General features: G+C 36.9%; 30 protein-coding genes. 16 read left to right on the top strand and 14 right to left on the bottom strand.

Translation table 11 applies throughout. The features are described from left to right. Positions 1-161 precede the first annotated feature (161 nt). From HS1_RS07260 to pabB, 5 genes are read right to left on the bottom strand one after another with little or no spacing between them, the layout of a single operon-like run. Positions 162-659, bottom strand: coding sequence for a MogA/MoaB family molybdenum cofactor biosynthesis protein (locus HS1_RS07260; protein ID WP_066062999.1), 498 nt, complete (start codon positions 657-659; stop codon positions 162-164). Beyond that, positions 638-1,345, bottom strand: coding sequence for a YkgJ family cysteine cluster protein (locus HS1_RS07255; protein WP_066062997.1), 708 nt, complete (start codon positions 1,343-1,345; stop codon positions 638-640). Before HS1_RS07255 ends, HS1_RS07260 begins: the two co-directional genes overlap by 22 nt. Before the next feature lie 11 nt (positions 1,346-1,356). After that, on the bottom strand, positions 1,357-2,586 hold the full coding sequence (locus tag HS1_RS07250) for a DUF401 family protein (RefSeq protein WP_066062994.1): 1,230 nt from the start codon (positions 2,584-2,586) through the stop codon (positions 1,357-1,359). 23 nt (positions 2,587-2,609) lie between these two features. Further along, positions 2,610-3,377: an aminotransferase class IV gene (locus HS1_RS07245; RefSeq protein ID WP_066062991.1), complete on the bottom strand. Its 768-nt coding sequence runs from the start codon at positions 3,375-3,377 to the stop codon at positions 2,610-2,612. Next, positions 3,374-4,636, bottom strand: coding sequence for an aminodeoxychorismate synthase component I (gene pabB, locus HS1_RS07240; RefSeq protein ID WP_066062988.1), 1,263 nt, complete (start codon positions 4,634-4,636; stop codon positions 3,374-3,376). Before pabB ends, HS1_RS07245 begins: the two co-directional genes overlap by 4 nt. A gap of 95 nt (positions 4,637-4,731) precedes the next feature. On the opposite strand from pabB, the gene HS1_RS07235 reads away from it, so the two are divergent. The 3 genes from HS1_RS07235 to HS1_RS07225 all read left to right on the top strand — a co-directional run bounded on the left by HS1_RS07235 (position 4,732) and on the right by HS1_RS07225 (position 6,388). Beyond that, a complete protein-coding gene (locus HS1_RS07235) occupies positions 4,732-5,457 on the top strand; it encodes an energy transducer TonB (RefSeq protein WP_066062984.1) in 726 nt (241 codons plus the stop codon). Positions 5,458-5,549: 92 nt separating this feature from the next. Next, positions 5,550-5,906, top strand: coding sequence for a hypothetical protein (locus tag HS1_RS07230; RefSeq protein ID WP_066062982.1), 357 nt, complete (start codon positions 5,550-5,552; stop codon positions 5,904-5,906). Positions 5,907-5,947: 41 nt separating this feature from the next. Then, entirely contained in the window at positions 5,948-6,388 is a 441-nt protein-coding gene (locus HS1_RS07225; protein ID WP_066062979.1) for an NUDIX domain-containing protein, read from the top strand. Positions 6,389-6,392: 4 nt separating this feature from the next. Here the strand turns inward: HS1_RS07225 and HS1_RS07220 are convergent, their stop codons facing one another. After that, on the bottom strand, positions 6,393-7,328 hold the full coding sequence (locus HS1_RS07220) for a nucleoside recognition domain-containing protein (RefSeq protein ID WP_082757703.1): 936 nt from the start codon (positions 7,326-7,328) through the stop codon (positions 6,393-6,395). A 126-nt stretch (positions 7,329-7,454) separates the two neighbouring features. On the opposite strand from HS1_RS07220, the gene HS1_RS07215 reads away from it, so the two are divergent. From HS1_RS07215 to HS1_RS07165, 11 genes are all read left to right on the top strand, one after another. Next, positions 7,455-7,814, top strand: coding sequence for a CGGC domain-containing protein (locus tag HS1_RS07215; protein WP_066062974.1), 360 nt, complete (start codon positions 7,455-7,457; stop codon positions 7,812-7,814). Between the two features lie 74 nt (positions 7,815-7,888). After that, positions 7,889-8,743, top strand: a complete 855-nt coding sequence (locus tag HS1_RS07210; RefSeq protein WP_066062972.1) for a damage-control phosphatase ARMT1 family protein — start codon at positions 7,889-7,891, stop codon at positions 8,741-8,743. A gap of 79 nt (positions 8,744-8,822) precedes the next feature. Continuing rightward, positions 8,823-10,004, top strand: coding sequence for a P-loop NTPase (locus tag HS1_RS07205; RefSeq protein ID WP_082757702.1), 1,182 nt, complete (start codon positions 8,823-8,825; stop codon positions 10,002-10,004). A gap of 2 nt (positions 10,005-10,006) precedes the next feature. Continuing rightward, positions 10,007-10,339: a NifB/NifX family molybdenum-iron cluster-binding protein gene (locus HS1_RS07200; protein ID WP_066062969.1), complete on the top strand. Its 333-nt coding sequence runs from the start codon at positions 10,007-10,009 to the stop codon at positions 10,337-10,339. Positions 10,340-10,363: 24 nt separating this feature from the next. Continuing rightward, a complete protein-coding gene (locus HS1_RS07195) occupies positions 10,364-10,534 on the top strand; it encodes a hypothetical protein (RefSeq protein WP_156469415.1) in 171 nt (56 codons plus the stop codon). Between the two features lie 46 nt (positions 10,535-10,580). After that, positions 10,581-11,423 carry an ATP-binding protein gene (locus HS1_RS07190; RefSeq protein WP_066062964.1) on the top strand — a complete coding sequence of 281 codons (843 nt, stop codon included), beginning with the start codon at positions 10,581-10,583 and terminating at the stop codon, positions 11,421-11,423. Next, positions 11,420-11,758 (top strand): CGGC domain-containing protein, encoded by a 339-nt coding sequence (locus HS1_RS07185; protein WP_066062961.1) that lies wholly within the window; start codon positions 11,420-11,422, stop codon positions 11,756-11,758. Before HS1_RS07190 ends, HS1_RS07185 begins: the two co-directional genes overlap by 4 nt. Before the next feature lie 16 nt (positions 11,759-11,774). After that, positions 11,775-12,641, top strand: a complete 867-nt coding sequence (locus tag HS1_RS07180; protein WP_066062958.1) for an ATP-binding protein — start codon at positions 11,775-11,777, stop codon at positions 12,639-12,641. Further along, positions 12,631-12,960, top strand: coding sequence for a DnaJ domain-containing protein (locus HS1_RS07175; RefSeq protein ID WP_066062956.1), 330 nt, complete (start codon positions 12,631-12,633; stop codon positions 12,958-12,960). Before HS1_RS07180 ends, HS1_RS07175 begins: the two co-directional genes overlap by 11 nt. Then, the gene (locus HS1_RS07170; protein ID WP_066062953.1) at positions 12,953-13,372 is read left to right on the top strand and encodes an iron-sulfur cluster assembly scaffold protein; all 420 of its coding nucleotides are present in this window, start codon (positions 12,953-12,955) and stop codon (positions 13,370-13,372) included. The genes HS1_RS07175 and HS1_RS07170 overlap by 8 nt, the downstream gene beginning before the upstream one ends. Positions 13,373-13,384: 12 nt before the next feature. After that, the gene (locus tag HS1_RS07165; RefSeq protein WP_066062950.1) at positions 13,385-13,660 is read left to right on the top strand and encodes an FmdB family zinc ribbon protein; all 276 of its coding nucleotides are present in this window, start codon (positions 13,385-13,387) and stop codon (positions 13,658-13,660) included. Here HS1_RS07165 and ribD read toward each other — a convergent pair. The 3 genes from ribD to HS1_RS07150 form a co-directional block, all read right to left on the bottom strand. Next, entirely contained in the window at positions 13,657-14,754 is a 1,098-nt protein-coding gene (gene ribD / locus HS1_RS07160) for a bifunctional diaminohydroxyphosphoribosylaminopyrimidine deaminase/5-amino-6-(5-phosphoribosylamino)uracil reductase RibD (protein WP_245669935.1), read from the bottom strand. The genes HS1_RS07165 and ribD overlap by 4 nt on opposite strands. Further along, positions 14,732-15,196 carry a transcriptional regulator NrdR gene (nrdR, locus tag HS1_RS07155; protein WP_066062947.1) on the bottom strand — a complete coding sequence of 155 codons (465 nt, stop codon included), beginning with the start codon at positions 15,194-15,196 and terminating at the stop codon, positions 14,732-14,734. Before nrdR ends, ribD begins: the two co-directional genes overlap by 23 nt. Positions 15,197-15,997: 801 nt before the next feature. Beyond that, a complete protein-coding gene (locus HS1_RS07150; RefSeq protein ID WP_066062945.1) occupies positions 15,998-17,326 on the bottom strand; it encodes an alanine/glycine:cation symporter family protein in 1,329 nt (442 codons plus the stop codon). Between the two features lie 229 nt (positions 17,327-17,555). On the opposite strand from HS1_RS07150, the gene HS1_RS07145 reads away from it, so the two are divergent. Beyond that, complete coding sequence (locus tag HS1_RS07145; protein ID WP_066062942.1) at positions 17,556-18,755, top strand: ATP-binding protein; 1,200 nt, start codon at positions 17,556-17,558, stop codon at positions 18,753-18,755. A gap of 306 nt (positions 18,756-19,061) precedes the next feature. Here the strand turns inward: HS1_RS07145 and cas6 are convergent, their stop codons facing one another. Further along, positions 19,062-19,796: a CRISPR-associated endoribonuclease Cas6 gene (gene cas6 / locus HS1_RS07135; RefSeq protein ID WP_066062931.1), complete on the bottom strand. Its 735-nt coding sequence runs from the start codon at positions 19,794-19,796 to the stop codon at positions 19,062-19,064. 36 nt (positions 19,797-19,832) lie between these two features. After that, the gene (locus tag HS1_RS07130) at positions 19,833-21,644 is read right to left on the bottom strand and encodes an AMP-dependent synthetase/ligase (RefSeq protein ID WP_066062925.1); all 1,812 of its coding nucleotides are present in this window, start codon (positions 21,642-21,644) and stop codon (positions 19,833-19,835) included. Between the two features lie 25 nt (positions 21,645-21,669). On the opposite strand from HS1_RS07130, the gene HS1_RS07125 reads away from it, so the two are divergent. Continuing rightward, positions 21,670-22,560: a DUF3419 family protein gene (locus HS1_RS07125; protein ID WP_066062922.1), complete on the top strand. Its 891-nt coding sequence runs from the start codon at positions 21,670-21,672 to the stop codon at positions 22,558-22,560. Here HS1_RS07125 and surE read toward each other — a convergent pair. The 3 genes from surE to HS1_RS07110 form a co-directional block, all read right to left on the bottom strand. After that, positions 22,557-23,321, bottom strand: coding sequence for a 5'/3'-nucleotidase SurE (gene surE, locus HS1_RS07120; RefSeq protein ID WP_066062918.1), 765 nt, complete (start codon positions 23,319-23,321; stop codon positions 22,557-22,559). The genes HS1_RS07125 and surE overlap by 4 nt on opposite strands. Next, positions 23,322-24,731, bottom strand: a complete 1,410-nt coding sequence (locus tag HS1_RS07115; RefSeq protein ID WP_066062915.1) for a DUF4139 domain-containing protein — start codon at positions 24,729-24,731, stop codon at positions 23,322-23,324. Between the two features lie 175 nt (positions 24,732-24,906). Beyond that, entirely contained in the window at positions 24,907-25,488 is a 582-nt protein-coding gene (locus HS1_RS07110; protein WP_082757700.1) for a 5-formyltetrahydrofolate cyclo-ligase, read from the bottom strand. Positions 25,489-25,519 lie beyond the last annotated feature (31 nt).

Below are 25,519 nucleotides of genomic sequence, written 5' to 3'. Positions count from 1 at the left end.
AAACGTGTAAACGTGCTAACGTTCCAATTTGACAGAAGGCGATTTTGCATTTTTCAATTTGCATTCTGCATTGAGCCATTGCGCTTATCATTTGGATCTCCGTTAAAATTACTTTGACGAAGTCCTACTTGGCCCCCTTAGTAGAGTAGCTTATTATACCTTCAGGCAGGACCCTCTCCACATTCTGTAGGGTCACCTTTTAATTTAGCCAAAGCATGAGACAAAATAGGCAGAAGTACCTCTAATCCTTCCTTCACGGCCTTAGGACTCCCAGGTAGATTTATAATCAATGTTTCTCCGCGAGTGCCAGCAATTCCTCGAGAAAGCATGGCATGAGGTGTTTTTTTTAACCCTTCTAACCTTAAGGCTTCAGCTATTCCATGCACTTCCTTTTTTACTACTTTCAAGGTGGCTTCTGGGGTTACATCCCGAGGTGAAAGTCCTGTACCTCCAGTAGTGACAATTAAGTCTAAATGTAATTCATCGCTCCATTTTATCAGATGTTGTATGATAATTTCTTCTTCGTCTGGGACAATTTTATAAGTGTAAATTTCATATCCATTTTCTGCAAGAGTTTGACAAATCAACTTTCCGCTTCTATCTTTCCTTTCTCCTTGACTGCATTTATCACTCACTGTTAATATACCAACTTTATACATTGATTAATATTTTTTCCCTCTCTTTCTATATGGGATATTTCCTTTAATATTTTTTCTACTTCTAACTGATGCTCAGGAGGACAGAGAAATCCAGGCAGAGGTTTGTTAGGTAAAAGCCCTGGGGTGTGGTTTGGAGTTTTACCTTTCATATAAACAGCTAAATTTTCTTCATTGGCCAGAAAAGAAAGCACATCTAACATATTCCCATATAGACCAGAATTATCTAATTGCTCTAATAATTGGGTGAAAATCATGTTCACAGTGAGCAATAAAGGATGGATAAAGGCCTCTCCACCCAAATGGCACTTTTTTTCTGAAAAAAGACTCCGACAATTAAATGGCCTTACTTCATAAATAGGACACTTCCCATTGGTTAAAAATGGACAAGGGGAAATAATAAAAGAATCATCCTCTGGGGGCTCTATTTTATGAATGCAATAATGAGCCAATTGATTAGGGGTTACACTAGGACGTAGATAATTGGTAGAATGAAGTTTCTCTAAAAGCCTTAATTTCCCTCTATTTTCTAAATAAAATAAAATATGCACACCCTCCAAGGTAGTAATAAGCACATTATGGGTGCAACAAGTAGCACAACCAGGGGTACATACAGAGGAAAAATTTTTGGCATATTGGTCATAAAACTTATAAAGTGCCTTGAGGAATTTAAGTTTTAGAGTGAGCATAATTTAAACTATTAACACAAATATCTTAATATAGCAAACCAAGTCACAATGCTCAGAAGCATCAATGCACATGGTAAATATAATTGCCTATATGTTTTACCAAATTCTACTTGAAAATACTCTATACTTAAAACAAGGCATAAGTGCATAGGGGAAAGCAAGACTCCTACTATGCCAGAACAGAAGGCTAGCATGATATAGGGTAGGGTGGGGACATGAGCAACCTCTAGTAAGGCGGAAATAAGAGGAAAGGTGCTGCCCACAAAGGCCAGAGTGAGACCAATAATGAGGCCTACTAAGAAGGGTAATCCCGCAGTAATCAAGGCCAAGGGAACATGATAACTAATAAGCATTTTACTGGCATCTAAGACAATTTGGCTATCCGTTAGAATTTGTTTAAAGAAAAATATAGCTAGAACTGCATATAATACCTTTAAAAGGGTTTTATCCCTTAAAATGGCCAAGAATTGAGACCAGGTAATTTTTTGCCTCCACCATACCCAAATAATACCTATCCACACAGCTAAGCCAATGGTGATTTCTTCAGGGAGAAAATGGAATATAAGCCTTCCACAAATGGTTAACAAAATAACTATTAAAATAGGAGCAATCTCTTTTAAAAATCCCAGGACATTTTTGTTACTCTTGGGCATTTCCCCTTTTACGGGTTTGAGAAAGAATATAAAACCTAAAGAAAAAGCAACAAGGGTAATAGGCATATCTATCACAATTAATTTTAATAAATTTACCCCTCCCAGGTGGATGGCTAGAATTAAACCCGGATAAAGAGGCCAAGTGTATTCCCAAGTATGACGAAACCAATAGTTAATTAAGGCTAGGCGTGTAGATGATATTTTTAAAGGCTGCCCCAGAGTTTTTACCAGAGGTGCTGAAAAAATAGCCCCTCCTGGCATAGGTAGCAATCCAATAAGAGAAGGTAGCATCATTAGATTAGGCCGTGACCAAGGGAAAATACCCTGATAACTTTTAATCATTCCTTTTAAATAACCAGTTTTACTAAGACTATGCGCAAAAATTAGAATAGAAAGAATGATACAACATAGGAGTAAATTCTGTGGATTGCTTAGGGTATTCACAAAAGAGATACCAATTTGCCAAGGAGTAAGTCCTTGAATTAACCCTCCTAAAACAGCCGCTAGAAACAAGGCATGTCCTAATAACCACCGCCTGAGTAAAAAAACCAAAAAACAAAACAGAAAAACTAATTTTAAAATAGGCACAGAAAACTCTTCAAAATTTTATTTCATACTCCAATAGCATCACGATATAACTTTCGTAACCATGCACATTGTGGCCAGATGGGATATTTAACATCACCTATTTGGATAATGGGCATAACCTCAATGATAGCATTAGTAAGAAAGGCAGCTTTAAAATAAAAAAGTTCTTTGAGAAAAACGGGGCGTTCTTTTACCCTAATCCCTTTTTGGAGCAGGATGTTTATAATCTTACCCCGGGTAATGCCAGGCAGTAAACCACTATCTAAGCTTGGGGTAACAATGGCTTGGTCTTTCACAAAAAAAATATTGGAGATACAACCCTCAGTTATCTCTCCCTTTTCATTTAAAAACAGGGCTTCATAATACCCATTTTGGCGTGCTTGTTTTAAAGCCAGATTATTTTCTAAAAAACAAGTAGTTTTAAACTGAAGTAAAGGCGAATTAGAACATTTAGCCCAAGGAGCTAACATAAGTTTAACTCCCTGTCTTTGTAAGGATGATATATTAGGAGGTAATGGCTGCCATTGGGTAAGAAAAGTAGTATTTTCTGATTTTTCTTGGCCATGAACTATCAAAGTTAAACGTAATCGGGCATGGATATTGGCTGAAATGGCCGGTAATGTTTGGCTTAAGATACTTTTAGCCTCATTTTTTTTAAATGGCCATCCAAAGAACAAACAACCATAACTCATACGTTCTAAATGTTCTTCTATTAAAGGCAATTTACGGCCTGGATACACCCGCCATGTCTCAAACAGGCCTTCACCAAATAATAGGGTGCGATTTATCATAAAATCCTTAAGGCCTCCATAGTAGCTTTGGTCTTAAGTAAGCTTTCGGCATATTCTGCTTCAGGCTCAGAGTCAACCACAATGCCTCCTCCGCTTCCCATTACTACTTTTTGCTCTACCATTTCTAAAGTACGAATAGCTACATTAAATACCATTTCCCTTTGCCAAGCATAACCAATAATGCCTGTATATACGCCCCTGCTCTGAAATTCAAGATTGTAAATGATTTCCATGGCCCGTTTTTTAGGAGCACCAGTAACAGAACCTGGAGGGAAGGTAGATTGAAGTATTTGACTTAAGGTTACACCAGGCTTGATAATACCAGTGACATGGGAAACCATTTGGTGAATTGTTTGATAAGTTTCAACCTTAAACAATGGCCAGGTTTTTATAGAGCCTGGCACACAGAATTTGCCCAAATCATGACGCATCAAGTCTACAATCATTACATTTTCTGCCCGCTCTTTGGAACTAGTCATCAATTCCTGTTTCAGTTTACGGTCTAAGGAAAGGGTTTTCCCCCGGGGACGTGTGCCTTTCATGGGTTTAGTAAGTATTTTATTACCCTTTATTCTCAAAAATAACTCAGGACTGGCAGAAATAACCACTCCCCTACCAGTATTGATAAACGCTGCATAATTTACTGGCTGGACAGTTCTTAATTGAAGATAAAGTATATAAGGGTTAGAAGGATATTCAAAATAAAACCGCTGAGTATAATTTACTTGATATACATCTCCAGCCTTAATGTAGCTTAGGATGGCTTTGACATTTTTTATGTATTGCTTTTTGGTCTGGTTAGCACCGAGATATTTACCTTTAACCATTATGGAAGACATTGATAGGGGAGGTGGTGGTTTAATTTTATTTGAAGACTCTTTAGACCATAACCACCATTTTTTTTGTAAATGGTCATATTGCCAAAAATAAGGATAGGCAGCCAAATAAATTTGAGGATGGTTTATGTCTTTTCCTCCAGGTGGAGGCAGTTTTTCTATCCATTGACAAGCCTCATAACCAATATAACCAGCAATAAAGTGGGTAGGCAAATAAGTCTCCAAAAATCTATTAAATGTCCAAAAAGAAGTGTCAATGACATCAGCCTCAAACACTGCTTGAGGTTCACACGCTAAGTAGGAATAGCGATTTTCTGTATCAGGAAGCTGTGTTTCTAATAAAATAGCCCCAGGTAAATGAGATATTCCTGAAAAAGCCTTATAAGGAAGGTAAGGTATGCTATAGGATTGTTTATGCCACATTGCTTTCTTTTTTACATTTTTTACCAGAATTTCGCTATAAGCTATGGCATTCTTCAGAAAATTTGTATAATTAAAAAGAGGAAAGATAGATTTCTATGAAAGAAGGCTCCCTTTTAAAAATTTGTTTGCTAATTTCTTTTATTATTCATCTACTCTTGATTAAGGGAGTACCTCTTAACCTGCCAAGCTTAAAGAAAAAAGCCCCCCTGGAAGTTTATCTAAAGACCTATCCTTCCTCAAAGGGGAATAAAACATCAAAAACAGAAACAAATTCAAAAAAACGGGTTTCTAATAAAAAAAATCATAAAGCAATGTCCGAATCCAAAAAGAAAAAATATCAAGTTAAGAATAAAAAACCACATCAGGAATCACTACCTAAAGCCAAGACCAACCCAAAACCGTTAATATCCACTACTGCTTGTGAAGAAAGGTCAAAGGAGGCCTCTTTTAAACCTAAAAATTTAGTTTCTTCACTTGTACCTAAGAAAACAAAAGTCTTTTCCCACTCTACTAAAAGTAATTCTGATGACTCTCTCAATGATTATCTCCATAAGCTTCGACTTTTAATAGAGAAGAATAAGGAATATCCATTTGGTGCTCGAAAGAGAGGGCTTGAAGGCAAAGTTGTCTTAGAGTTCACCCTCAATATAAAAGGAGAGTTGGTAAATCTTAAGATAAAAAGGTCTTCAGGATATGCTATTTTGGATAAGGCTGCTATAAGGGCAGTTAAAAATGCTACACCTTTTCCTCCTTTGCCTCAAGAAATATGTTCAAGGCAAATCATTATAAACCTGCCTGTGTGCTTTTGTCTTTTAGAATAAATAATCCAGTATTATTTAAACTTGCCTTGACAAGCAAAATTCTGGAACTTATCTATTAAATTAGAAATAAAAAACATAAAAAGGAGGGGGAGATGAAAACAGTAGAGTTGTGGAGTAGGATTAAAGAGACCTTTTATAAAGCCACTGAAGCAATTGTGGAAAAAACCCAAAAGGTAGCTGAAAAAGCAAAGGAGAGTACAGAAAAAACTAAATACAAAGTAGAGGTTAAAAAACTTGAATTAAATATTGCTAAGAAATTTGCTGAGTTGGGGAATAAGGTTTATGAGCTTCATCTTAAAAAAGGTGAAGAAAATCCTCTAAATCAGGAGGAAGTAAAACAAATTTTAGAAGAAATTACCAATTTGGACAGAGAATTGGCCCAAACACAGGCAGTATTGGAGAAAAAAATTGAGGAAGAAAAAAAAGCAATGGAGCAACCGGCATCATAAAAGGGCAGGAATTATTCTCTACTTTTTCTCAATTCCACAAGATGCGTAAGAAAGAACTCCTTTGTCCTCATTGCGGAAAAGTAGTATTGGTTTATAAAAATCCTATCCCTACGGTGGACATCATTATAGAAGTTTCTGGGGGTATCATTCTTATCAAACGGAAGAATCCACCTTATGGCTGGGCCCTTCCAGGTGGTTTTGTAGATTATGGTGAGAGTCTAGAAGAGGCCGCAGTGAGAGAAGCTAGAGAAGAGACAGGTCTGGAAGTAAAACTTATAAGACAGTTTCACACTTATTCTGCCCCTGACCGTGACCCCCGCCAACACACTATCACCACGGTTTATATTGCTCAAGCAAAGGGAATACCTAAGGCAGGAGATGATGCTTTAGAAGTAGCTAGTTTTTCTAAAGAGAATTTACCTTCACCCATTGTCTTTGACCACCCTAAGATTTTGGCCGATTATTTTAATCATCGCTTCTGATTCTTCAGAACCACCAGTGGATAAAAATTGCTATCATAATGATAAGAATTTGCCTTAAACCAGTGGAAATCAGCATAAGCTGTGTGCCTAAATGAGGGCCAAAAATGCCCCAGTAATAGGGGAGATAATAACGAAGAGAAACAATGCTGGTTACTACAGTGCCCCAGAGTAAAGCCAAGATAACTTCCTTGCTGCCCAAAAGGTGGTTGACCAGAAAATTGGAGGCTAGAGTATAAGCAGGTAAATGCCCCCCAAACTGAGCCACAATGATAGATAAAGCCTCTGGTGGTAAAGGCAATAAATGAATAACAGGATGAAGCCACTGGGTAAGATGAGAAAAAAAACCTAAATAAATGAGGTAAAAGCTCAAAATAGTGATGGGAATAGTAGTCAGAACAATGCGTTTTAACACAGATTTAGACCTGATTAAACTTTCCTTAAAGGCCTGTTTGACAGGAAGGGAATGATTCATTTTATTTATAACAAAATTAGAAGAGGGCGGCGGTAATAAAAATCTTCCGATGAAAAAAACCAAGGCAGTTTTGAAAAAACCTATTACTACTAAGATGAAAAAATAGACCAGCCCAACCCAACCCAAGAGGGGAATTATGATAGGAAGCATAGTCCGCCAATGTGTCAATATGGCGGGAAAGGAGTTGGCCATAGAAGATAAAAATAGTTCTTTTTTGCTAATTATGCCTTTTTGATAAAGCTCCATAAGCATGGTATTGGCGGCGGTGGGAGAGGCAAAGGCAGTGATAAAACTCATGGCACATTCAGAACGCAGATGTCCCATTTTCATAATGGGCTTAAGCAGCCAAGAAAGCCGATTGAGATAACCAAGTAAGACAATAAAGTTAATTAAAATAACACCGGCCATCATGGAAGGAATCATAAAGGAAAGGTATTTAAGGGCAGATAAAAAAGGTTGTATTGACATTTAGATAGAATAATATTTACTAGCATATTTAGCAATTATTTTTTCATAAATAACTTGTCTTTTTATAAAATTTTTGTTTTAATATGGAGTGAATTGAGAAAAAAAATAAAGTTCAGGAGGTTAGCAATGAAGAAAATTTTGATTGTATCTTGCAACAACATTCGGGATAACCATTGCATTGGCTGTTTAAAGTGCTTTAAGGCCTTGAGCAGAAGAGAAGGTGAGTTTGCCAGGTATAAAGATGAAGAGGTTGAGGTAGTGGGTTGGACTACCTGTGGTGGCTGTCCAGGGATGGTTATTCCCAGGGTAATGCTAGTTCAAGAATTGGCAAAACATTATGAAAATGACTATGATGTAATTCACTTAGGCACCTGTATGGTTAAGGCTACTACTGTCTCTAAGTGTCAATTGGATTTAGAGTTTATAAAGGACAAATTACAAACCCTATTTGGTAAAGAAGTAGTTATTGGCACTCATACTTATTAGGCAAATCTCCATCGGTATTTAAAAGGCAGCTATATAGCTGCCTTTTTTATTTTGAATAAATATAGGAGAAAAATATGCGCGTTTATTTAGACTGTGTCCCTTGTTTCCTACGACAGGCATTAGAGGCTGTGCGTTTAGCCTCTCAAGACCTATCTATCCAAGAAAAAGCAATCCGAGTAATTTTGCAAAAGCTAAGTAAGATTTCATGGAATACCTCACCTCCTCACATTGGCCGAGAGATTCACACCCTTATTAAAGAAGTAACAGGTAATCCTGACCCTTATCTTCCCTTAAAAAAGCGATTTAACCAATTGGCTATAAATCTTTATCCTATGCTAGAGAAAAAGGTAAAAACAGCAAATGACCCTTTTACCACTACGGTTAGGCTTTCTTTAGCAGGCAATATGATAGACTTTGGGGCCAGACCCGGGGAGAAAATTGATATAGAGAAAGAAATAAATGGAGCTCTTAAAGCCCCTTTGGATAAGCAAGCGTTAGAAAAATTTAAAAAGGCAGTCACACAAGCGCAAAATATCTTATTTTTAGGAGATAATGCAGGAGAAGTAGTATTTGATAAATTGTTGGTTCAAGAAATAGGACCCCAAAAAATCACCTATGTGGTGAAGAAAAAACCTATTATTAATGATGCCACTTTAGAAGATGCAGAAATAGTTAATTTAACAAAGATAGTAAAAGTAATAGATAATGGAACAGACTTCCCAGGGACTGTGCTATCTGCTTGCAGTAAAACATTTATTAATATTTATGAAAAAGCTGATTTAGTCATAGCCAAAGGCCAAGGAAATTATGAAACCTTAAATGATGTTAAAAAACCCATTGTATTTTTATTAAAAATCAAGTGTCCGGTAATTGCTAAGGATATAAAGAGAAATGTGGGGGACCTGGTTATTCATTTGAATATCTATTGAAAATAAATGTGAAATATAGTATTGCTAAATTAAATAAAAATGTTTATATATTTAACCATTGAAGATCTAGGAGCAGAAAATGAAACAAGAAAAACAAATGCCCGGGATAGATGAAGAAGCAATTTTAAAACCCGTCCTTACCCATATTAAGCACAAGTTGATGGTCCTTAGTGGAAAAGGTGGGGTAGGAAAGAGCACTATTGCTGCCTGTTTGGCTATTGCCCTGGCTAAAAAGGGAAATAAAGTAGGCTTATTGGACATAGACTTACACGGCCCTAGCATCCCTCACCTTTTAAATATCCCAGATATTTTAGATATCTCCCCTGAACAAAAGGTTTTGCCCAAGGAAATTATGCCTAATCTGGAAGTAGTATCTATGGAATGTTTTATGGCGGATAAAGACCAGGCAGTAATCTGGCGTGGTCCCTTAAAACATGCGGCCATCAGACAATTTATTGGTGATGTGCAGTGGGGAGACTTGGATTATCTGGTAGTTGACTCTCCTCCAGGCACAGGGGATGAGCCTCTTTCTATTGCCCAATTAATTCCTGAAGCCAAGGCCATCATTGTCACTACTCCTCAAGAAGTAGCCCTAGCTGATATCCGAAAGTCTATTACCTTTTGCCACGAAGTAGATATGGACATTGCCGGCATAATAGAGAATATGAGTGGTTTTATCTGTCCTCACTGTGGAAAAGAAGTGGATATTTTTAAAACAGGTGGGGGAGAAAGGACAGCCTTGGCCTTTCATGTTGAATTTTTGGGGAAATTGCCCTTTGATTTAGGAGTGGTAGAAGCAGGAGATGAAGGCAAACTAATAAAATATATGGAAAGAGAAGATAATCCTTATAATAAGGCACTTTTTGAAATTGCTGATAGATTAATTCAACGTTTAAAAGAAATGGAAATAAAACCTGTATCTTTAGATGAAATTAGGGCAAAAAATAGCTATAAAGTAACTATTCCTTTAAAAGATGGCAAACCTGCACCATTTCTTACTAACTGTGACCAAATAGCCATGGTGCATGTCAAAGATAGTCAGATAAAGAAGGTGGAGCGGATTAGTCCTTCACAGCAAGGGCCTATAAGACCTAAGGTATTTGTGGATTTAGGTGCGGATTTAGTGATGGCCAAGGAGATGAAAGAAAAGGCCAAATATGTTTTTTATAAAAACAAGGTAGGTGTAGTTTTAGATATACCAGATGCCACACCTGAAGAATTAGTTGAAAAATTTATTAAAGGGGAATTAGGAGGTAAATAACCATGCGGATTGCCATACCAGTATCTGATGGTCAACTCAGTCCTCACTTTGGGCATGCACCTGAGTTTGCAGTCATAGATGTAATAAATGGAGAAATAACTAGTGTTCATTATCTTACCCCGCCTCCCCACGAACCAGGCAGTCTACCTGGCTGGATGCATGAGTTGCAAGTAGATGTGATTATTTGTGGTGGTATGGGTATGCGTGCTCAACAATTTTTTCATCAATATGGTATAGAGGTAATTGTTGGAGCGCCAAGTCTACCTGTAGAAGAAGTAGTGCAACAATATTTGGCTGGCACGTTAGAAACTGGTGAAAATATTTGTGATCATTAAGAAAAAAGGAGGCAAAAATGCCTAATGGAAGAGGTGGTAGACAAGGTGGAGGAGGTCGTGGTATGGGGGGACAAGGCAGAGGCCAAGGACGCGGCAGGGGCGGTCGTGGTGGAGCTGGTCCAGGTGGTTTTTGTATTTGTCCTAACTGCGGAAACAGGGTGCCTCATCAGCCAGGTGTGCCCTGCATGCAGGTAAAGTGTCCTAATTGTGGAACACAAATGGTTAGGGAATAATTTTATAAATGATAATTTGTATTGCCAGTGGTAAGGGAGGAACAGGAAAAACCACCATTGCTGCCAATTTAGCTGCAGTCTTGGCAGAAAAGGCTCAATATTTAGATTGTGATGTAGAAGAGCCAAATGGACACTTGTTTTTAAGGCCAAACATTGAGCATTCTGAACCTGTTTCTGTGCCAGTCCCAAAAGTTGATATGGAAAAGTGTGATTTTTGCCGTGAGTGTGCCGAATTTTGCCAATTTAACGCCATTGCGGTCTTAGGCAAAAACATCCTTACCTTCCCTGAACTCTGCCACAGTTGTGGAGGGTGTAAGTTAATCTGTCCTAAAGAGGCCATTTCTGAAATCCCTAAAGAAATAGGCAAATTGGAAAAGGGAATGGCAGGGGAAGTAGAGTTTATCCATGGCCACTTACGGATTGGTGAAGCCATGGCGGTGCCTTTAATTGAACGGGTAAAAAAAGAAATCAAATCCCATAAAATTGCCATCATAGATGCCCCTCCAGGCACTTCCTGTCCTGTCATTGCCGCCTTAAAAGGGGCAGATGTGGCCCTTCTGGTCACTGAACCCACTCCCTTTGGGCTATTTGACTTAAAATTGGCCGTAGGGGTAGTGCGTATATTAAAGATTCCTTTAGCAATAGTAGTAAATCGTGCTGACTTAGGTGATAAAAAAGTGTTTGATTATTGTGCCAAAGAAGACATTCCCATTCTGATGACTATACCATTTAGCAAAGACATTGCCCAGACATACGCCAAAGGTGAATTATTAGTAAAACAGCCCAAATGGCAAGACCGGTTTTTAGCCTTGTGGCATCAGATAAAGGAAACAATGGGAGGCCAAAAATGAAAAAGGCAGGAATTATTAGGTGCTTAAACACAGAAGCCATGTGTCCTGGAACTGCTTGTTTTAAAATGGCAAAAGAGGGGAAAATGGGTTTTGAAAGTGTGGGTTCAGTGGAAGTAATAGGTCATGTGACTTGCGGTGGTTGTCCTGGAAAGCAAATCTTACCCCGGGCTGAAAAAATGATAGAAAAGGGGGCGGAGGTAATTGTTTTATCTTCTTGCATAGTAGGTAAACACCCAGGAGGAAGATACTATCCATGTCCTTTTCTACCTCAAATTAAACAGATTTTAGAAACACATATTAGAGATAAAGCGCAAATCATTTATGGGACGCACTAAAGAGGTAATATAAGTTATGAAGGAACTGGTTATTATCAGTGGTAAGGGTGGGACAGGGAAGACCACTATTACCGCGGCCTTTGCTGCCTTAGCCAAAGATAAGGTATTGGCAGACACAGATGTAGATGCCCCTGATTTACACCTTCTTCTTGCTCCGAAGATAAAACATGAAGAATCTTTTAAAGGCGGTCACTACGCCATCATTGATAAAGAAAAATGTATTCAATGCGGAGAGTGCCGAGAACTCTGTCGTTTTGACGCCATTAGTGAAGAATTTGAAATAGACCCTATTGACTGCGAGGGATGTGGTGTCTGTGTCCATTTTTGTCCTGAAGAGGCCATAGTCTTTCCCCAACGCACCTGTGGAAAGTGGTTTATCTCGGATAGCCGGTTTGGCCCTCTGGTTCATGCCCAGTTGGATATTGCTCAAGAAAATTCAGGACTTTTAGCTACCTTAGTGCGTCAACAGGCAAAAATTATAGCTCAAGAAAAAGGTTATGATTTGATTATAGTAGACGGTCCGCCGGGTATTGGTTGTCCGGTGATTGCTACTATAACTGGAGCAAGTGTAGTGATGATTGTTACGGAACCCACTCCTTCAGGTCTGCATGATTTAGAACGAGTCTGGCAATTGGCTTTTAAACACTTTGGAATTCCCTGTCTGGCTTGTATCAATAAATTTGATTTAAATCTCCCAATGACCCAAAAAATAGAGGAATTTTGTCCCAAAAATAATATTATTTTAACGGGCAAAATTCCCTTTGACCCCAAGGTAACCCAAGCCTTGGTTAATGGTAAAACACTCATAGAATATCAAACCTTCACAGCCCCAATAGTTGCCCAGATGTGGGAAAAGGTTTATAAATTTTTATATGAAGACTGAAAAGGCATTTTCCTATGAAGACTTGATTTGGGCACGGGAAATATTAGGTTTGCCTTTATTAGCCACTCAAAGGGAAATAAAGCAGGCTTATCAGCAGATGGTGCGCAAGTGGCATCCTGACCGTTGTGCAGATAAAGATGCCCATCAAAAAATGGCTGAGATTAATAGGGCATATGAAATCATAGTTAATTATTGCCGTCATTATCGTTATAAATTTGATCTGGAGACCTTCCGCAAAAATATGATTGGCACAGAATGGTGGTGGTTGGATAAATTTGGGCAAGACCCTATCTGGAGCAATAAGGTAGAAGATGACTGAGGATTATTTTGATAAATTAGTAGCTGATTTACAGAGAAAGGTAATAGATTCTGCCAGGAAAATTTACTCTGATAAAGTTTTGGCATGCTGGGAAAATCCAAAAAATTTTGGCAAATTACCTGTTTATAACGCTCATGCCTGTGTTAAGGGAAAGTGTGGAGACACAGTAGAGATATTTTTACAAATTGAAAATAAACGCATTAAAGATATCTCATTCCTCACTGACGGTTGCATTGGAAGCATTGTTTGTAACGCAACGCTCACAGACATGGCAAAAGGAAAATCTTTAGAAGAGGTCTTGAATTTAAGCCCTGAAGACATTATTAATATACTGGGTGGGTTGCCTGAGGCAGAAAGGCATTGTGCCGAGCTAGCGGTAAAAACATTAAATGAGGCTATAAGGAATTTTTAGGAGGAAGAAAAGATGCCCACTTATACCTATCAATGTCACAATTGTGCTTATTTATTTGAAAAAGAACAAAAAATTACTGACCCCCCTTTAACCACCTGTCCTAAATGTGGTGGACCAGTGAAACGGGTTATTACTGGTGGGCTGGGTTTTATTTTAAAAGGCAGTGGTTTTTATGCTACTGATTACAAACGGAAGTCTACTCCACAAAAGGCAGAAAAGAAGAAAGAGGAATGTTGTGGTCAGACTAATCCTTGTAGTAATCCCAAGCGATGTTGCCAAAAGCACTAGGTTTTTTCAGGATAACCAATGACCAAAATGTCGTTATCAAAGCGTCGCCAAGAGATATTTTTTAAAAAAATACCTTTATTTAACGCCCCTACCAGGGAAAGGTTACCCTTTCCTGCTATCTTAGGGGCATAAAAGAAGTAAACTTTATTTACTAATCCTTTATTGAAAAAACTAGTGGCTACTTGGGCCCCACCTTCTACCAGCAAGGAGGTAATTTTTTTCTTACCCAAAATTTTCAGTAATTCTAACAAAGATAATCGGTCATTTTCTGAACTTATTTGTAATACTTCTGCCCCCAATTTCTGTAATGCCCTTATTTTTTCAAACGGAGCAGCAAGAGAAGTCACTATGATGGTAGGAGATAAAGAGTTTAAATGAAGCACTTTTGCTTCTAAAGGAATACGTAAATGAGTATCTAGAATAATCCGCACAGGGTCTTTACCCTTTTTTCTTGGGAGACGAGTAGTCAAAAAAGGATCATCTTTAATAACAGTATTAATGCCCACTAAAATGGCATCATGAATGTCTCGTAAGTGGTGCACAAATCGGCGTGATTTCTCATTGGTAATCCACTTATCTTCAGTAGAGCCCAAAGTAATTTTTCCATCCAGAGTGGCAGCTAGTTTTAGACTCACAAAAGGCAAGCCAGTAGTAATATATTTAATATAAACCTCATTTAAATCACGGCATTCATTTTGTAGAATACCTGTTTCTACTTCTATACCCTGACTTCTAAGGTATTCCACTCCCCTACCCTTTACATAAGGATTGGGGTCACGCATCCCTACAAAAACCCTTCTAATCCCTGCCTTTAAAATGGCCTCTGTGCAAGGTGGTGTGCGGCCATAATGATTGCATGGCTCTAAAGTCACATACAAATCTGCTCCTCTTGCTTTTGTTCCGGCTGCCTTAATAGCCTCTACTTCGGCATGAGGAAGGCCGGCTTTATGATGATAACCCTCTCCTATAATCTGATTATTCTTAACAATAACTGCTCCCACTAAAGGATTGGGAGAAGTCCGTCCCAATGCCCTCCTTGCCAATTTTAAGGCACGCCGCATATAAAATACCTTATCTTTCCTTTTTATGGGCAAGGATTTCCTCCAGTTCACGCATAAATTCGTTTATATCCTTAAAATCACGATAGACAGAGGCAAAACGCACATAAGCCACCTTATCCCATTGGTGCAACTTGGCCATTACCTTTTCGCCAATATCTGAGGTAGGTATTTCCTTAAGACCTGCTTCCTGATATTGATGTTCTAATTCTGAAACAAATTCTTCCATTTGTTCAATACTGATGGGCCTTTTTTGACAGGCTTTTTTGATTCCTTCTAATATCTTTTGTCGATTAAATGGCTCTCTACGACCATCTTTTTTTATCACCATCAATTGGATTTCTTCCACATATTCATAAGTAGTAAAACGCCGCCCACAATGCAAACACTCCCGCCGTCTTCTAATGGCGGTATTGTCTTTGCTCAGACGAGAATCAACCACCCGATTATCTAACGAACCACAAAAAGGACATTTCATAGTCCAAAATTAGCATAAAATGGAATCTATGTCATCATTCCTGTCTGCTAGGGATACGTCAAAGTCAGGCCATAAGTAATTTAACAAAAATAAAAAATCCAAATTTCAAAATCCAAAGGCCAAATGAAATCCAAATGTCTTAATGCCAAAACATTAAATCAGTGAGTAGTGAAATAGTGAGGGAATGAAATAGCCAAATAAGTTTTTTGTCTCACTCCTTACTCCCTCACTATTTACTAATTTTGTCATTTGGATTTTGGGCTTGATTTGACATTTGAGCTTTGTCATTTGTCATTTTAAGATTTGGTTTTTTCTAATGTCCATCATTTGGATCTCTGTTAAAATTACTTTGACGAAGTCCTGCTTGGTAGCCTAGATTAGACGGGCCTTTTCCATTTTCTCTATATACAATATTGTCTAATTCCTCCATTTAACTGGCGTGGCCAACTTAAAAAACTCCTTTTAACGGTCCTTAAAAGCCATGACCCAGAAGCCCAGGAACTTGCTAAATCCCTTATTAACAAACTTCCCTACCTGTCCCCGCCTGCCTGCGGGCAGGGGCAGGCAGGTTGCCAAAGGTCATTTAGAATTCCGTGAGGTTTTGAAGAATTAGCATAACTTATTTAACAAATAGAGTTTATATAAAAAACCTTTACATAAAACGCATCCTTTTGGCATAATATTTCAGTATTAAGTTTATCCATTCAAGAATGAGTATAAATTTTAATAATCAATGATGTCAGCAAAATTTTTTATGAAATATATCCAGAAATTGTGTTTGGCTTTTTGTAAATATTGCGACTAATTTTTTGAAGAAAAATAGTTGTTTGTTTCTTTTGCTACTACTTTTGAAAGTCCTAGTAAGGCAATAAGATTAGGAATGGCCATAAGACCATTTGTCACATCAGAAAAATTCCAAACAATTTCTAAGTGAACAATAGCACCAACAAAAATTAAAAATACATATAACCATTTGTAAGTATAAACGGTTTTTTCACCTAATAAATATTTAATACATCTATTTCCATAATATGACCATGAAATGATAGTAGAAAAGGCAAAAAGTACTACACCAGCAACAACTATATATCTACCTCCATAAATGCCTTTTTCATAAGCCATAGAGGAAAGAACAACTCCAGTCTCACCGCTTTTCCATACCCCAGAAACAATAATAACGAGGGCGGTCATGGTACACACAACAATAGTATCAATAAAAGGACCTAACATGGCTACTAAACCTTCTTTAATAGGTTGATCAATCTTAGCAGCTGCATGGGCAATAGGGGTACTACCTAAACCTGCCTCGTTAGAAAAGAGGCCCCTTGCTATCCCGAACCGAATTGTTTCCTTTACCATAGCACCTGTAAATCCTCCCACAGCGGCTGTAGGATTAAGAGCATGATAAAAGATAGAATGGAAGGCTTCTGGTAATAGAGTAAATTTCTTAATCAATATAATTAATGATCCACCCATATAAATCACTACCATAAAAGGCACTAAGCAACTAGCTACTTTGGCAATGCGTTTAATACCGCCTATAATAACTAAACCAATTAAGACGGTGAGTATAGCCCCTGTGAGCCACTTTGGTACTTGAAAGGTATCATAAAGTGCATTTGCAACAGAATTGGCTTGCACCATATTGCCTATACCAAAGGAAGCACATAAAGCAAAAATGGCAAAACAAATTCCCAACCACCTAAGTCCTAACCCTCTTTCCAAATAATACATAGGACCCCCACTTACTTCGCCTGAATGAGTGACACGGTATTTTACTGCTAACAGACATTCGCTATAACTGGTTGCCATACCTACAATAGCAGTAACCCACATCCAAAAAATGGCACCAGGCCCACCTGCTGCAATGGCTGTGGCAACACCTACAATATTGCCAATGCCTATAGCACCAGATAAAGCGGTGCAAAGTGCTTGAAAGGGTGTAATCTCACCTGCAAAATTATCTTTATTTTTTTTAAATAAGATGCGAAAGGCATAAGCAAAACCTTTAAGTTGAATAAATCCTGTTATAAATGTTAAATAGAGGCCAATACCCACAAGGAAAATAATCATATAAGGGCCCCAGGCAAAATCACTTAACTCTCTGATAATTTCACTAATTTTATTCATTTTTCCTTCCTGTTATGTTATGGTTACCTAAAATATTCCTTAAGTTTAAATAATAAATAGCGTAAAATTAGTTAAAAATCAAAAACTTTTTGTGAAATGTTATAAATCTTCGTTAAGCTATGCAGATTAACATTGGGAGTTCTCTAAAAGATGGGATAAACAGATTTTTAACTATTGATTAATTATCATTTTTAGATTATCTATAATAGATAATCTAAAGGAATAAAATATGAGAAATCCATTTGTAGTGGGAAGAGAAATTAAATATGGAGAGCCCTTTTGTGACCGAGCGTCTGAAATTAAATGGTTAATAGATAGGGCAAAGTCTTCTGAAAGTGTGTGTCTCGTTAGTTTAAGGCGTTATGGTAAAACATCGCTTCTTAATCAGGTGATGGGTAAGCTAAATGAGGAGGGATGGGTTACTTTAAAAATAGACCTTATGAATGTGCATTCTATAGAAGATTTTTGCTTTTTTATTGGACAGGAGATAAGAAAGTTTCAATCTATTAAAAATAAGATTTTTAGTGCTATCAAACATATTAAGCCCAGTATTACTATTGGTGTTGACCCTTTAACTAGTTTGCCTTCTTTTGGAGTTGGTCTTAATAGTAGTGTTTCTAAAAAAGAAGCCATTTTGCGCGAAATACTAAATACTTGTTTAAAATTGCCTAAGTTGTTATCAAAACCTGTCCTTTTGGTTTTTGATGAATTACAACAAGTGCGAAAGATTGCACCTAAAGGAGAAATTGAAGCAGTAATGAGAGCAGTATTTGAAAAAAGGGATTATGATTTTGTTCCGTTTTACTTAGGCTCACGAAGAAGCATATTAAAATTTATGTTTCAAAAGGAAAGTGAGCCGTTTTTTAAAAGTGCGACTGTTAGAGAAATAAAGGAACTTCCTCGTGAATCTTATATTGAATTTGTCCAAAATGAATTTAAAAAGTCCCTTTCAATTGTGTCTTCAGAAGAGATTTTGCATACCACTTGGAAATTATTTCAAGGTCATCCCTATGCAGTTGCTAAAGTAGCTAATAGATTGTGGTTTTGCTATTTAGAAAATCTTCCTAAAAATAAAAAAGAAGAGGAAGAAATTTGGTTAGAAATAATAACAGAAATTATAAAAGAAGAAGCTACATTTTATGAGGCTGTTAATAAAAATATTTTTCCTTATGTAATGATAGTATTTCGGAAAATAGCAGAGGAAGGAGTGGTAGAAAAGCCTTATAAAGAAGATTTTCTTAAAAAAATAGGGATGACAGCAGCAAGGGTTCAAAAGGCATTGGGAACACTTAAAAAAGAGGATAAAATTGAGCATGACAAAGAGGGAATTCATGTCCTTGACCCATTAGAAAGGCTTTGGCTTCTTACAAGTCGTATGGATGAGGAACAAATAAAGACGGAATTGACTAAAATGCTTAAAGAAAATTAAATTAAGGCACAAAAATAAGGCAATTTGGATTATTCAAAACACTTTATATGCCAAAAATCCATAATAACTTTAAAAGAAAACCCACCTGCCTGCCTGCCTGTCGGCAGATACGGCCGTCGGGCAGGCCCGCCTGCATTCCGCAGCGGCTCTCCCTGCCTGTCCCCGCCTGCCTGCGGGTAGGCCCGCCTGCCGTCGGACAGGGGCAGACAGGCTTGAGAGAAAAATAGTCGCTTTAAAAAAATTTCTTTTTTCGCCTTCCTCTTTAATCATTTTTGATTTACTTTTTAAAGTAAAACAATTAATAACTCACAGTTTTTCCCAACATCCAAATCCCTGACTGTTTTTTGCTCCTAAGCCCGTGTCGTATGAAAGGGCAATAACTTCTGGATTCCCTTTAATTTCATAAATCCCCATCCATGCCTTTATGACTGTGCCCTTATAAATGATTATTTTCTCACAAGAAGGTGGGACTTTTTGGGGCTTAATACTAAATTCAAAATCATGACCTAGATTTTTATTAAATACTATTTTGTATTTTTTTCTCAAATTTTCCTTTATAAGCCTGCAAAATTCCTTTTCAAAGGGCGAGTAGTAATAACTCTTTTTAGAACCATCTGCCCCATAAAGAGTGCTGCGAATGGTTATAGGAGAAAGCATTTTTATTGTTACTTTATGGTTAAAAGAAGACCTTGCGGCCACATTTATAGAATCAATGTAGACTGTGTTTTTACTTAAGATAACTTCAGGCGACTTCAAGAGGCCTTCAGCCAAACTTTGTAGAATTTCATCCTTCGGGGAAGAGATAATCAATTTAAGAGGAGGATTGAATTGAAAGTATTCCTTAAACATTTTTACTTTCCCTAAAAGTCTTGAAAAGGTAAATAGCTTGAATCTCCTTTTTTCATAGGGATAGCCCTCTTTATGAAGTCTCTTTCTTAATAAAGGGTCAAGTAGAGAATAAATGAATCCTTGTAAGAGATGATTGTGAGATTTTGGGAGTATTAAAGGGGTTTCTGCACTAAGATTTATTTCTATTCTCATTCCTAAATTCCACTTACGAAGTAGAAATGAGGTAAATTACAATTTTTTAAAGAAAATCTTTCTCCATCCACCTTTTTTCAAACTCCGATAGCTATAGAAAGAAGAAAATTTATACAGGTCGCGTTTAATCTTCAAGGTGGTAGTTTTTTCAAACGCCTTAAACTCCCCTGTGTTTTCATCATATTCAGTGATAGCAAAATCACAAGGCCATTTATAACTGGCAATTTGTTGGACATTTTGTTTAATTTCTTTATAAATAATCTCATAGATATTTTCCCAAGTAAAAGACAGATTTTTTTGTTCTAGATATTGTTTTAAATACTGGGCATGAGGCACAATCAAAGCCACAACTAGTTCTTTTTTATGTTCTTTATGTCCTAGCACTAGTGATTCCTGGATAAAAGGACTTTGTTCAAGAGCCTCTTCTACTTCTTCTGGATGGACATTCTTTCCTTCTGAAGTGACAATTACATATTTACTGCGACCGGTAATATAAAAGTTTCCTTCACTATCTTTCTTACCCACATCACCGGTTTTAAACCACCTTTGGCCATTTAAAGAAAAAAATACCGTTTTATTAGCATCTTCATCCTTATAATACCCCGGAGTAAGCATAGGACCTGTTACTACTAACTCCCCTTCTTTTTCTCCTAAATTGGCATAAAGTCCTCTCTCTGGCACATCAATTAGTTCAATGGTAAGGCCATCTAAAGGAGGGCCAATGGAGGCTACTCTCTTTTCATAATAATGAGTGAAATAAAAACGTAGTTTATGATAGGAAAGTATAGTCCCTACAGGTGAAAGCTCTGTCATACCCCATCCCTGTAAGAGAGGCAAACCAAGATTGAAATATTTATAAGCAATTGCCGGTGGTAAAGCAGCACCTCCACTAACAAACAACCTTATTCTACCTCCAAGTTGTTTATGTAGTTTAGAAAAAACCAGTTTTCCTATATTAATACCAGTATATTTCTTTATTTTTCTCACTAAAGAAATCCCCTTTGTCCATTGTTCCCAGTTACCCTGTTTTTTAACTTCGGCTTCAATACGGTTATATAAAAGTTCAAAGACCCTGGGGACAGCAATAAAGATTGATGGATGTTTTTCTTGAAAGACCTTTAACACCCTGTTCTTGTTATTTTCTATTACTATACTTGCCCCTTTACACATAGGGCAGAATAACCCAGCAGTAAGGGAAAAGGTGTGATGTAAAGGAAGTATTAGTAATAACCTGTCTTTATGTAAAAGACGAATCCGCTCCATAGAGGCCAAAATATCACTAACAAAATTATAATGAGTTAGCATCACTCCCTTGGCTGCTCCTGTGGTGCCAGAAGTAAAAACAATAGAGGCCAAATCGTCCTTTTTTACCACTCGTTCAATATAAAGGTTTGGGGGTTCTTCAACCATTAATTGGGAGAGGTCGTCATCTCCTTTTAAAAAGGGGTTAAAAATATAAATTTGGTAATTATTTCGTTTTATTCTCTCTAATTTTAAATATAGTGCTTGAGAAACAAAAATAATTTTTACATCAGAGAACTTTATGAGTTTAGCTATCTCTTTTGGTTTTAATTCTTTATCTAAAGGAACTACTATCCATCCTCCACAAACAATAGCCAAATAACATACTACCCAACCAGGAGAATTCTCACCTAATAAAGCAATTTTTTCTCCTGATTTTAGACCTTGGTTAGCCAAACCTGCTACCAGCTTTTTGATTAAAACAAAAATTTCCTGGTAAGTAAAACTTAAGTATTTTTCTCCATCCCATATTTCTAAAAAAGTAGCTTGAGGATATTTTTCAACACTCTGTTGAAATAATTCTTTTAAGGTGGTTAAATAATGCATATCTTAAAAGGAATTTTTACCAGAAATGGAAGATAAAACAAGAGTTTCACGAAATTCGTTTCAAAGCAAAAGTGGTTTTGATATAGATGCTTCCCCTTATATCCTGGCCACGGATTTCCCCTTTTTGGTTTGGTCAGGCTTAGATTGGAAGGGGAAATCTGTCCTCATTATTGCTAATTCTGGGGATAATATCATTACCCTTTGGCCATTGGGAGTTAAAAATATTGTAGCCGTGGATATTGCAAAGAAGGCTTGTTTTGTCAATGAACTCAAAAGAGCTAGCCTTAAAATTCTATCTTTTACAGAGTTTTTACTCCTATTTGCCCCCAATTATAGAAACAACATCTTTCCTTTAGCAAACCCTATAGAAAAAAAGAAATTATATCTTAAATTGCGTCATCTTCTTTCTGATGAAGCTAAAGACTGGCTTGAAACCCAGATAGGTTCTACACCATTTCCCAATCCTAGTTGGCAAGAAGCAATTTTTGCCCCTCTTATTCCCCATTTTTCAAAAAAAGAGGGTTTTTATCAGGCCAAACAATACTTAAAATTTTACCCTATTATAAATTTACCCATAGAATTAGCTTTAGAAAAAATCCCAGAGATTTTTGATATAATTTATCTTTCAAACATTCCTGAATATATCAAACAAACGTTAACTCCTGAAAAGGAGCCTGAAATTAAACCATATTTGGAAAATCTTTATAAATTAGCTAAAGAGAAATTAGCCTCAGGTGGAAAATTAATGGTTTATAGTTTTGGGAGCTTTAAAAAAAATCCGGATTTACTTTCCCCTGATATAGAAATTTGTAAAAACTTAGGGTTTATTTTTAAACCCATTGTCTTTTCCTTCTCCACACCTTTAATTAAAAATAGCCATTTTACTCATACTCTGGCTATTTTTGAGGTAAATTAAACTGAATTAAAAGGTGGATTATGGATAAAGGCTTCTAAAGTAACATAATGGGTTAAATCGTGGTGGATGGGAGTGATAGACACCATACCCTGCCTTAAGGCATAAACATCTGTACCTGGTTCTGGTGAATATAAGAAACCATTTCCTGCTTCCCAGTAATACACGCGATGTCTGGGGTCTGTCCTTTTTTCAAAACGATCATTTATAGGTATAGTAGCCTGACGGGTAAAGGCTATCCCTTTTATTTTTTCTAAAGGAAGGGCAGGGATATTGATATTTAAAGATATCCCTTTGGGCCATTTCATCTTTAATAACTTTTTGACTAGCTTTTTGGTAATAATGGCTGCTGATGTGAAATCGGTTTTTTCATAAGTATCTAGAGAAACAGCGATAGAAGGGATGTTTAAGATAGCTGCCTCTGTAGCTGCAGAAACAGTACCTGAATAAAGCACATTTATACCTACATTTGGTCCTAGATTTATACCAGAGATTACCATTTCTGGTGGCGAATCTAGTAATTCATTAACTCCTATCTTAACTGCATCTGCTGGAGTTCCATTTACCGCATGACCATAAAACGTGCCATTTCTGTAAACCTGTTTTACCCTTAATGGATTACTCAAAGTAATGGCGTGCCCTACAGCACTCTGTTCGCTTTCAGGAGCAACTACATAAACTTTGTGTGTTTTTTTAAATACCTTATAAAGAGCATAAAGACCAGGGGCAAAGATTCCATCATCATTAGTAAAAAGCAGTCGCATTTAATCCTTTACCCTAACCAGATAATGAAGTTTGGTTTCACCTTGGGCCGGAACTAAAATGATAAATTTCAACTCATGAGCACTGGTTTTTTGGTAAGGGGCAGATGCATTCACTACTTCCCAATCCCCAGGCACATCTTCAAAAACATTTATTTTTACAAATCTTTCTTTATTATTCTTGAAGGAAATCTCCCAGCCAATTTCATAAAGAGAACCAGAAAGACGTCTATATACAGTTTGATGCCGAGAGACTTCAATATCAAAGGCCATACCTATATTGAGTTTTATCTTTTTATTAATAGGAGTAGGAGGAATTTTGTCCTCACCAATAAACACCATATTTCCTAATGAGTCTTTTTGGTAAACTCTTACTTTTCCAGGAGGTAAGGGGATAGCCAAATTATTTTTTGCATCATTCACTGTTTCTAAGTAGACCCAAATTTTGTCTTTTGAAATGGGTGTATCATAATATGTGCGATAATAATAGTTTTGTCCTCGGTATATAAACTGTTCGTTAATGGAAACATCTGTTTTTTTTAAAAATCGCACTTGTTTTTTTTGGTTATTTTCTAAATTCAGGGTTTGAGAAAGGGTATAAAGCCGATATTCAAAAAAGGCTTGTTCTTGTGGTTGATGAGAGATATCTTCTCTTTGTGCCTTTGCTTGGTATAAAATCACAGGAGGAGATTTTGTTTTATGCACTTGTCCTGCCACTAAGGCTACTTGAGCAGCAGGATAACTCGCTCCACTCTGATTCATTATAGTAGCCCAGCCTGTTAAGTCTGCTTTTTTTTCTTCAGTCAATACTAACACATAATCAGCCTGCCAATTTATATCTTGGGTCAGATAGGAGAATTGGATTAGTTGTTCACCTCCTGAGCTATTTTCTACATGCCATACCAAAGTAGGTAAAGAAAATAAACCTGAAGGTAACTGGGGCAAAATAATCTTTCCTGGACAGGGAATAAACACCTCGCCTTTTATAGAGCAAATAGGTTTATCTTGATTGCTTAAAAGTATGCCATCAGTTAATTCTTTCTTTCCTGTGTAAGGGTTCTCAAAATAAACTTTTACATCTTTGCCTACATATTTATCCAATAGCGTTTTGGAAGTGATGAGGTCATAACGATAATCCTGAGACAATAATTTAAAATTCTCAGGAGTGTATAAAACCACACTTTCTGGCTCAATTTTTTCTGGAATGTTTTCTACTTGTAAATAATATTCACCAAAAGGTAGGTTAATCCTTCTTATTTCTCTTACCAAAGCAAAGTTTTGATTATAGATAACCAGTTGGATGCTTTCTCTATGTTGAGCAGTGATTTTAAAAAACTGCAATGCCTTAAGGTAAACTGGTGAGAAAAAGACCACTAAACTCACTACTAAACTGATATAGGTTTTTATGCCCATCAATTGTTCCCCTGATTTATTCTACCATGTATCATTGTTGATGCAATACGTAAAGTTTTTGAACATTCCCCAAAATTTAGAAGTTAATCTTTAAAAACATCCCTGCCTGCCCTGTCTGCCGACAGGCAGGGATGAATTAAGGATTTTTGGCGTTCAATAAGTGGCGTTGGTTGTTTCAGCTTAAATGCTTTTTTATTTTTATGACCTGCTTTTCAGTTACAATTATATCTACTGTCTCATCATATGCCTCTACAGGTAAACAGGAAACCAGGCAAACTTCATAGGTAAGCCCTATTTTTAAAACTGATGGATTTATCTTTTTTAAGAAACGGTCATAACAACCCAATCCATACCCCAAACGATTCCCTTGGAAATCAAAGGCACATCCCGGAATAATAATGATATCCATATCCCCAGTCCAAGGTTGAGAGCGATAGGCAATAGGTTCAAGGATAGATTTATATCCAGGGGCTACATCTTCAGGAAATGAATTTATCCTATAAGGAACAATCTCTTTTTTTTCTACTTTAGGTAAGATGAGTATTTTACCTGTTTTTAAAGCCTCCTGAATCAAAAGGATGGTATCTACTTCATTTCTATAGGTTACATAAAGCATAACTCTCTTTGCCCTTTGCCAATAAGGTAAATTTAGAATTTTTTGGCAAATTTCCTCACTCTTTTTCTTCCTTTGAAAAGGAGAAAGCCTTGCCCGCCGAGCAAGACAATTTTTGCGACACTCTTCTTTTTTTGAACACATTATGGTATAAATATATATTCTTATTTTGTTT

This window comes from Candidatus Desulfofervidus auxilii (assembly GCF_001577525.1).
Classification (GTDB): Bacteria; Desulfobacterota; Desulfofervidia; order Desulfofervidales; family Desulfofervidaceae; genus Desulfofervidus; species Desulfofervidus auxilii.
Note: the sequence above shows the minus strand (reverse complement) of the source record. Positions and strands in the feature narration are given on the sequence as shown.

What these genes read in the sequence shown, in the direction of transcription:
- HS1_RS07260 (WP_066062999.1), bottom strand. Translation starts at nt 659, where the DNA reads ATGTATAAAGTTGGTATATTAACAGTGAGTGATAAATGCAGTCAAGGA.
- HS1_RS07255 (WP_066062997.1), bottom strand. Translation starts at nt 1,345, where the DNA reads ATGCTCACTCTAAAACTTAAATTCCTCAAGGCACTTTATAAGTTTTAT.
- HS1_RS07245 (WP_066062991.1), bottom strand. Translation starts at nt 3,377, where the DNA reads ATGATAAATCGCACCCTATTATTTGGTGAAGGCCTGTTTGAGACATGG.
- pabB (WP_066062988.1), bottom strand. Translation starts at nt 4,636, where the DNA reads ATGTGGCATAAACAATCCTATAGCATACCTTACCTTCCTTATAAGGCT.
- HS1_RS07235 (WP_066062984.1), top strand. Translation starts at nt 4,732, where the DNA reads ATGAAAGAAGGCTCCCTTTTAAAAATTTGTTTGCTAATTTCTTTTATT.
- HS1_RS07230 (WP_066062982.1), top strand. Translation starts at nt 5,550, where the DNA reads ATGAAAACAGTAGAGTTGTGGAGTAGGATTAAAGAGACCTTTTATAAA.
- HS1_RS07225 (WP_066062979.1), top strand. Translation starts at nt 5,948, where the DNA reads ATGCGTAAGAAAGAACTCCTTTGTCCTCATTGCGGAAAAGTAGTATTG.
- HS1_RS07220 (WP_082757703.1), bottom strand. Translation starts at nt 7,328, where the DNA reads ATGTCAATACAACCTTTTTTATCTGCCCTTAAATACCTTTCCTTTATG.
- HS1_RS07215 (WP_066062974.1), top strand. Translation starts at nt 7,455, where the DNA reads ATGAAGAAAATTTTGATTGTATCTTGCAACAACATTCGGGATAACCAT.
- HS1_RS07210 (WP_066062972.1), top strand. Translation starts at nt 7,889, where the DNA reads ATGCGCGTTTATTTAGACTGTGTCCCTTGTTTCCTACGACAGGCATTA.
- HS1_RS07205 (WP_082757702.1), top strand. Translation starts at nt 8,823, where the DNA reads ATGAAACAAGAAAAACAAATGCCCGGGATAGATGAAGAAGCAATTTTA.
- HS1_RS07200 (WP_066062969.1), top strand. Translation starts at nt 10,007, where the DNA reads ATGCGGATTGCCATACCAGTATCTGATGGTCAACTCAGTCCTCACTTT.
- HS1_RS07195 (WP_156469415.1), top strand. Translation starts at nt 10,364, where the DNA reads ATGGAAGAGGTGGTAGACAAGGTGGAGGAGGTCGTGGTATGGGGGGAC.
- HS1_RS07190 (WP_066062964.1), top strand. Translation starts at nt 10,581, where the DNA reads ATGATAATTTGTATTGCCAGTGGTAAGGGAGGAACAGGAAAAACCACC.
- HS1_RS07185 (WP_066062961.1), top strand. Translation starts at nt 11,420, where the DNA reads ATGAAAAAGGCAGGAATTATTAGGTGCTTAAACACAGAAGCCATGTGT.
- HS1_RS07180 (WP_066062958.1), top strand. Translation starts at nt 11,775, where the DNA reads ATGAAGGAACTGGTTATTATCAGTGGTAAGGGTGGGACAGGGAAGACC.
- HS1_RS07175 (WP_066062956.1), top strand. Translation starts at nt 12,631, where the DNA reads ATGAAGACTGAAAAGGCATTTTCCTATGAAGACTTGATTTGGGCACGG.
- HS1_RS07170 (WP_066062953.1), top strand. Translation starts at nt 12,953, where the DNA reads ATGACTGAGGATTATTTTGATAAATTAGTAGCTGATTTACAGAGAAAG.
- HS1_RS07165 (WP_066062950.1), top strand. Translation starts at nt 13,385, where the DNA reads ATGCCCACTTATACCTATCAATGTCACAATTGTGCTTATTTATTTGAA.
- nrdR (WP_066062947.1), bottom strand. Translation starts at nt 15,196, where the DNA reads ATGAAATGTCCTTTTTGTGGTTCGTTAGATAATCGGGTGGTTGATTCT.
- HS1_RS07150 (WP_066062945.1), bottom strand. Translation starts at nt 17,326, where the DNA reads ATGAATAAAATTAGTGAAATTATCAGAGAGTTAAGTGATTTTGCCTGG.
- HS1_RS07145 (WP_066062942.1), top strand. Translation starts at nt 17,556, where the DNA reads ATGAGAAATCCATTTGTAGTGGGAAGAGAAATTAAATATGGAGAGCCC.
- cas6 (WP_066062931.1), bottom strand. Translation starts at nt 19,796, where the DNA reads ATGAGAATAGAAATAAATCTTAGTGCAGAAACCCCTTTAATACTCCCA.
- HS1_RS07130 (WP_066062925.1), bottom strand. Translation starts at nt 21,644, where the DNA reads ATGCATTATTTAACCACCTTAAAAGAATTATTTCAACAGAGTGTTGAA.
- HS1_RS07125 (WP_066062922.1), top strand. Translation starts at nt 21,670, where the DNA reads ATGGAAGATAAAACAAGAGTTTCACGAAATTCGTTTCAAAGCAAAAGT.
- surE (WP_066062918.1), bottom strand. Translation starts at nt 23,321, where the DNA reads ATGCGACTGCTTTTTACTAATGATGATGGAATCTTTGCCCCTGGTCTT.
- HS1_RS07115 (WP_066062915.1), bottom strand. Translation starts at nt 24,731, where the DNA reads ATGGGCATAAAAACCTATATCAGTTTAGTAGTGAGTTTAGTGGTCTTT.
- HS1_RS07110 (WP_082757700.1), bottom strand. Translation starts at nt 25,488, where the DNA reads ATGTGTTCAAAAAAAGAAGAGTGTCGCAAAAATTGTCTTGCTCGGCGG.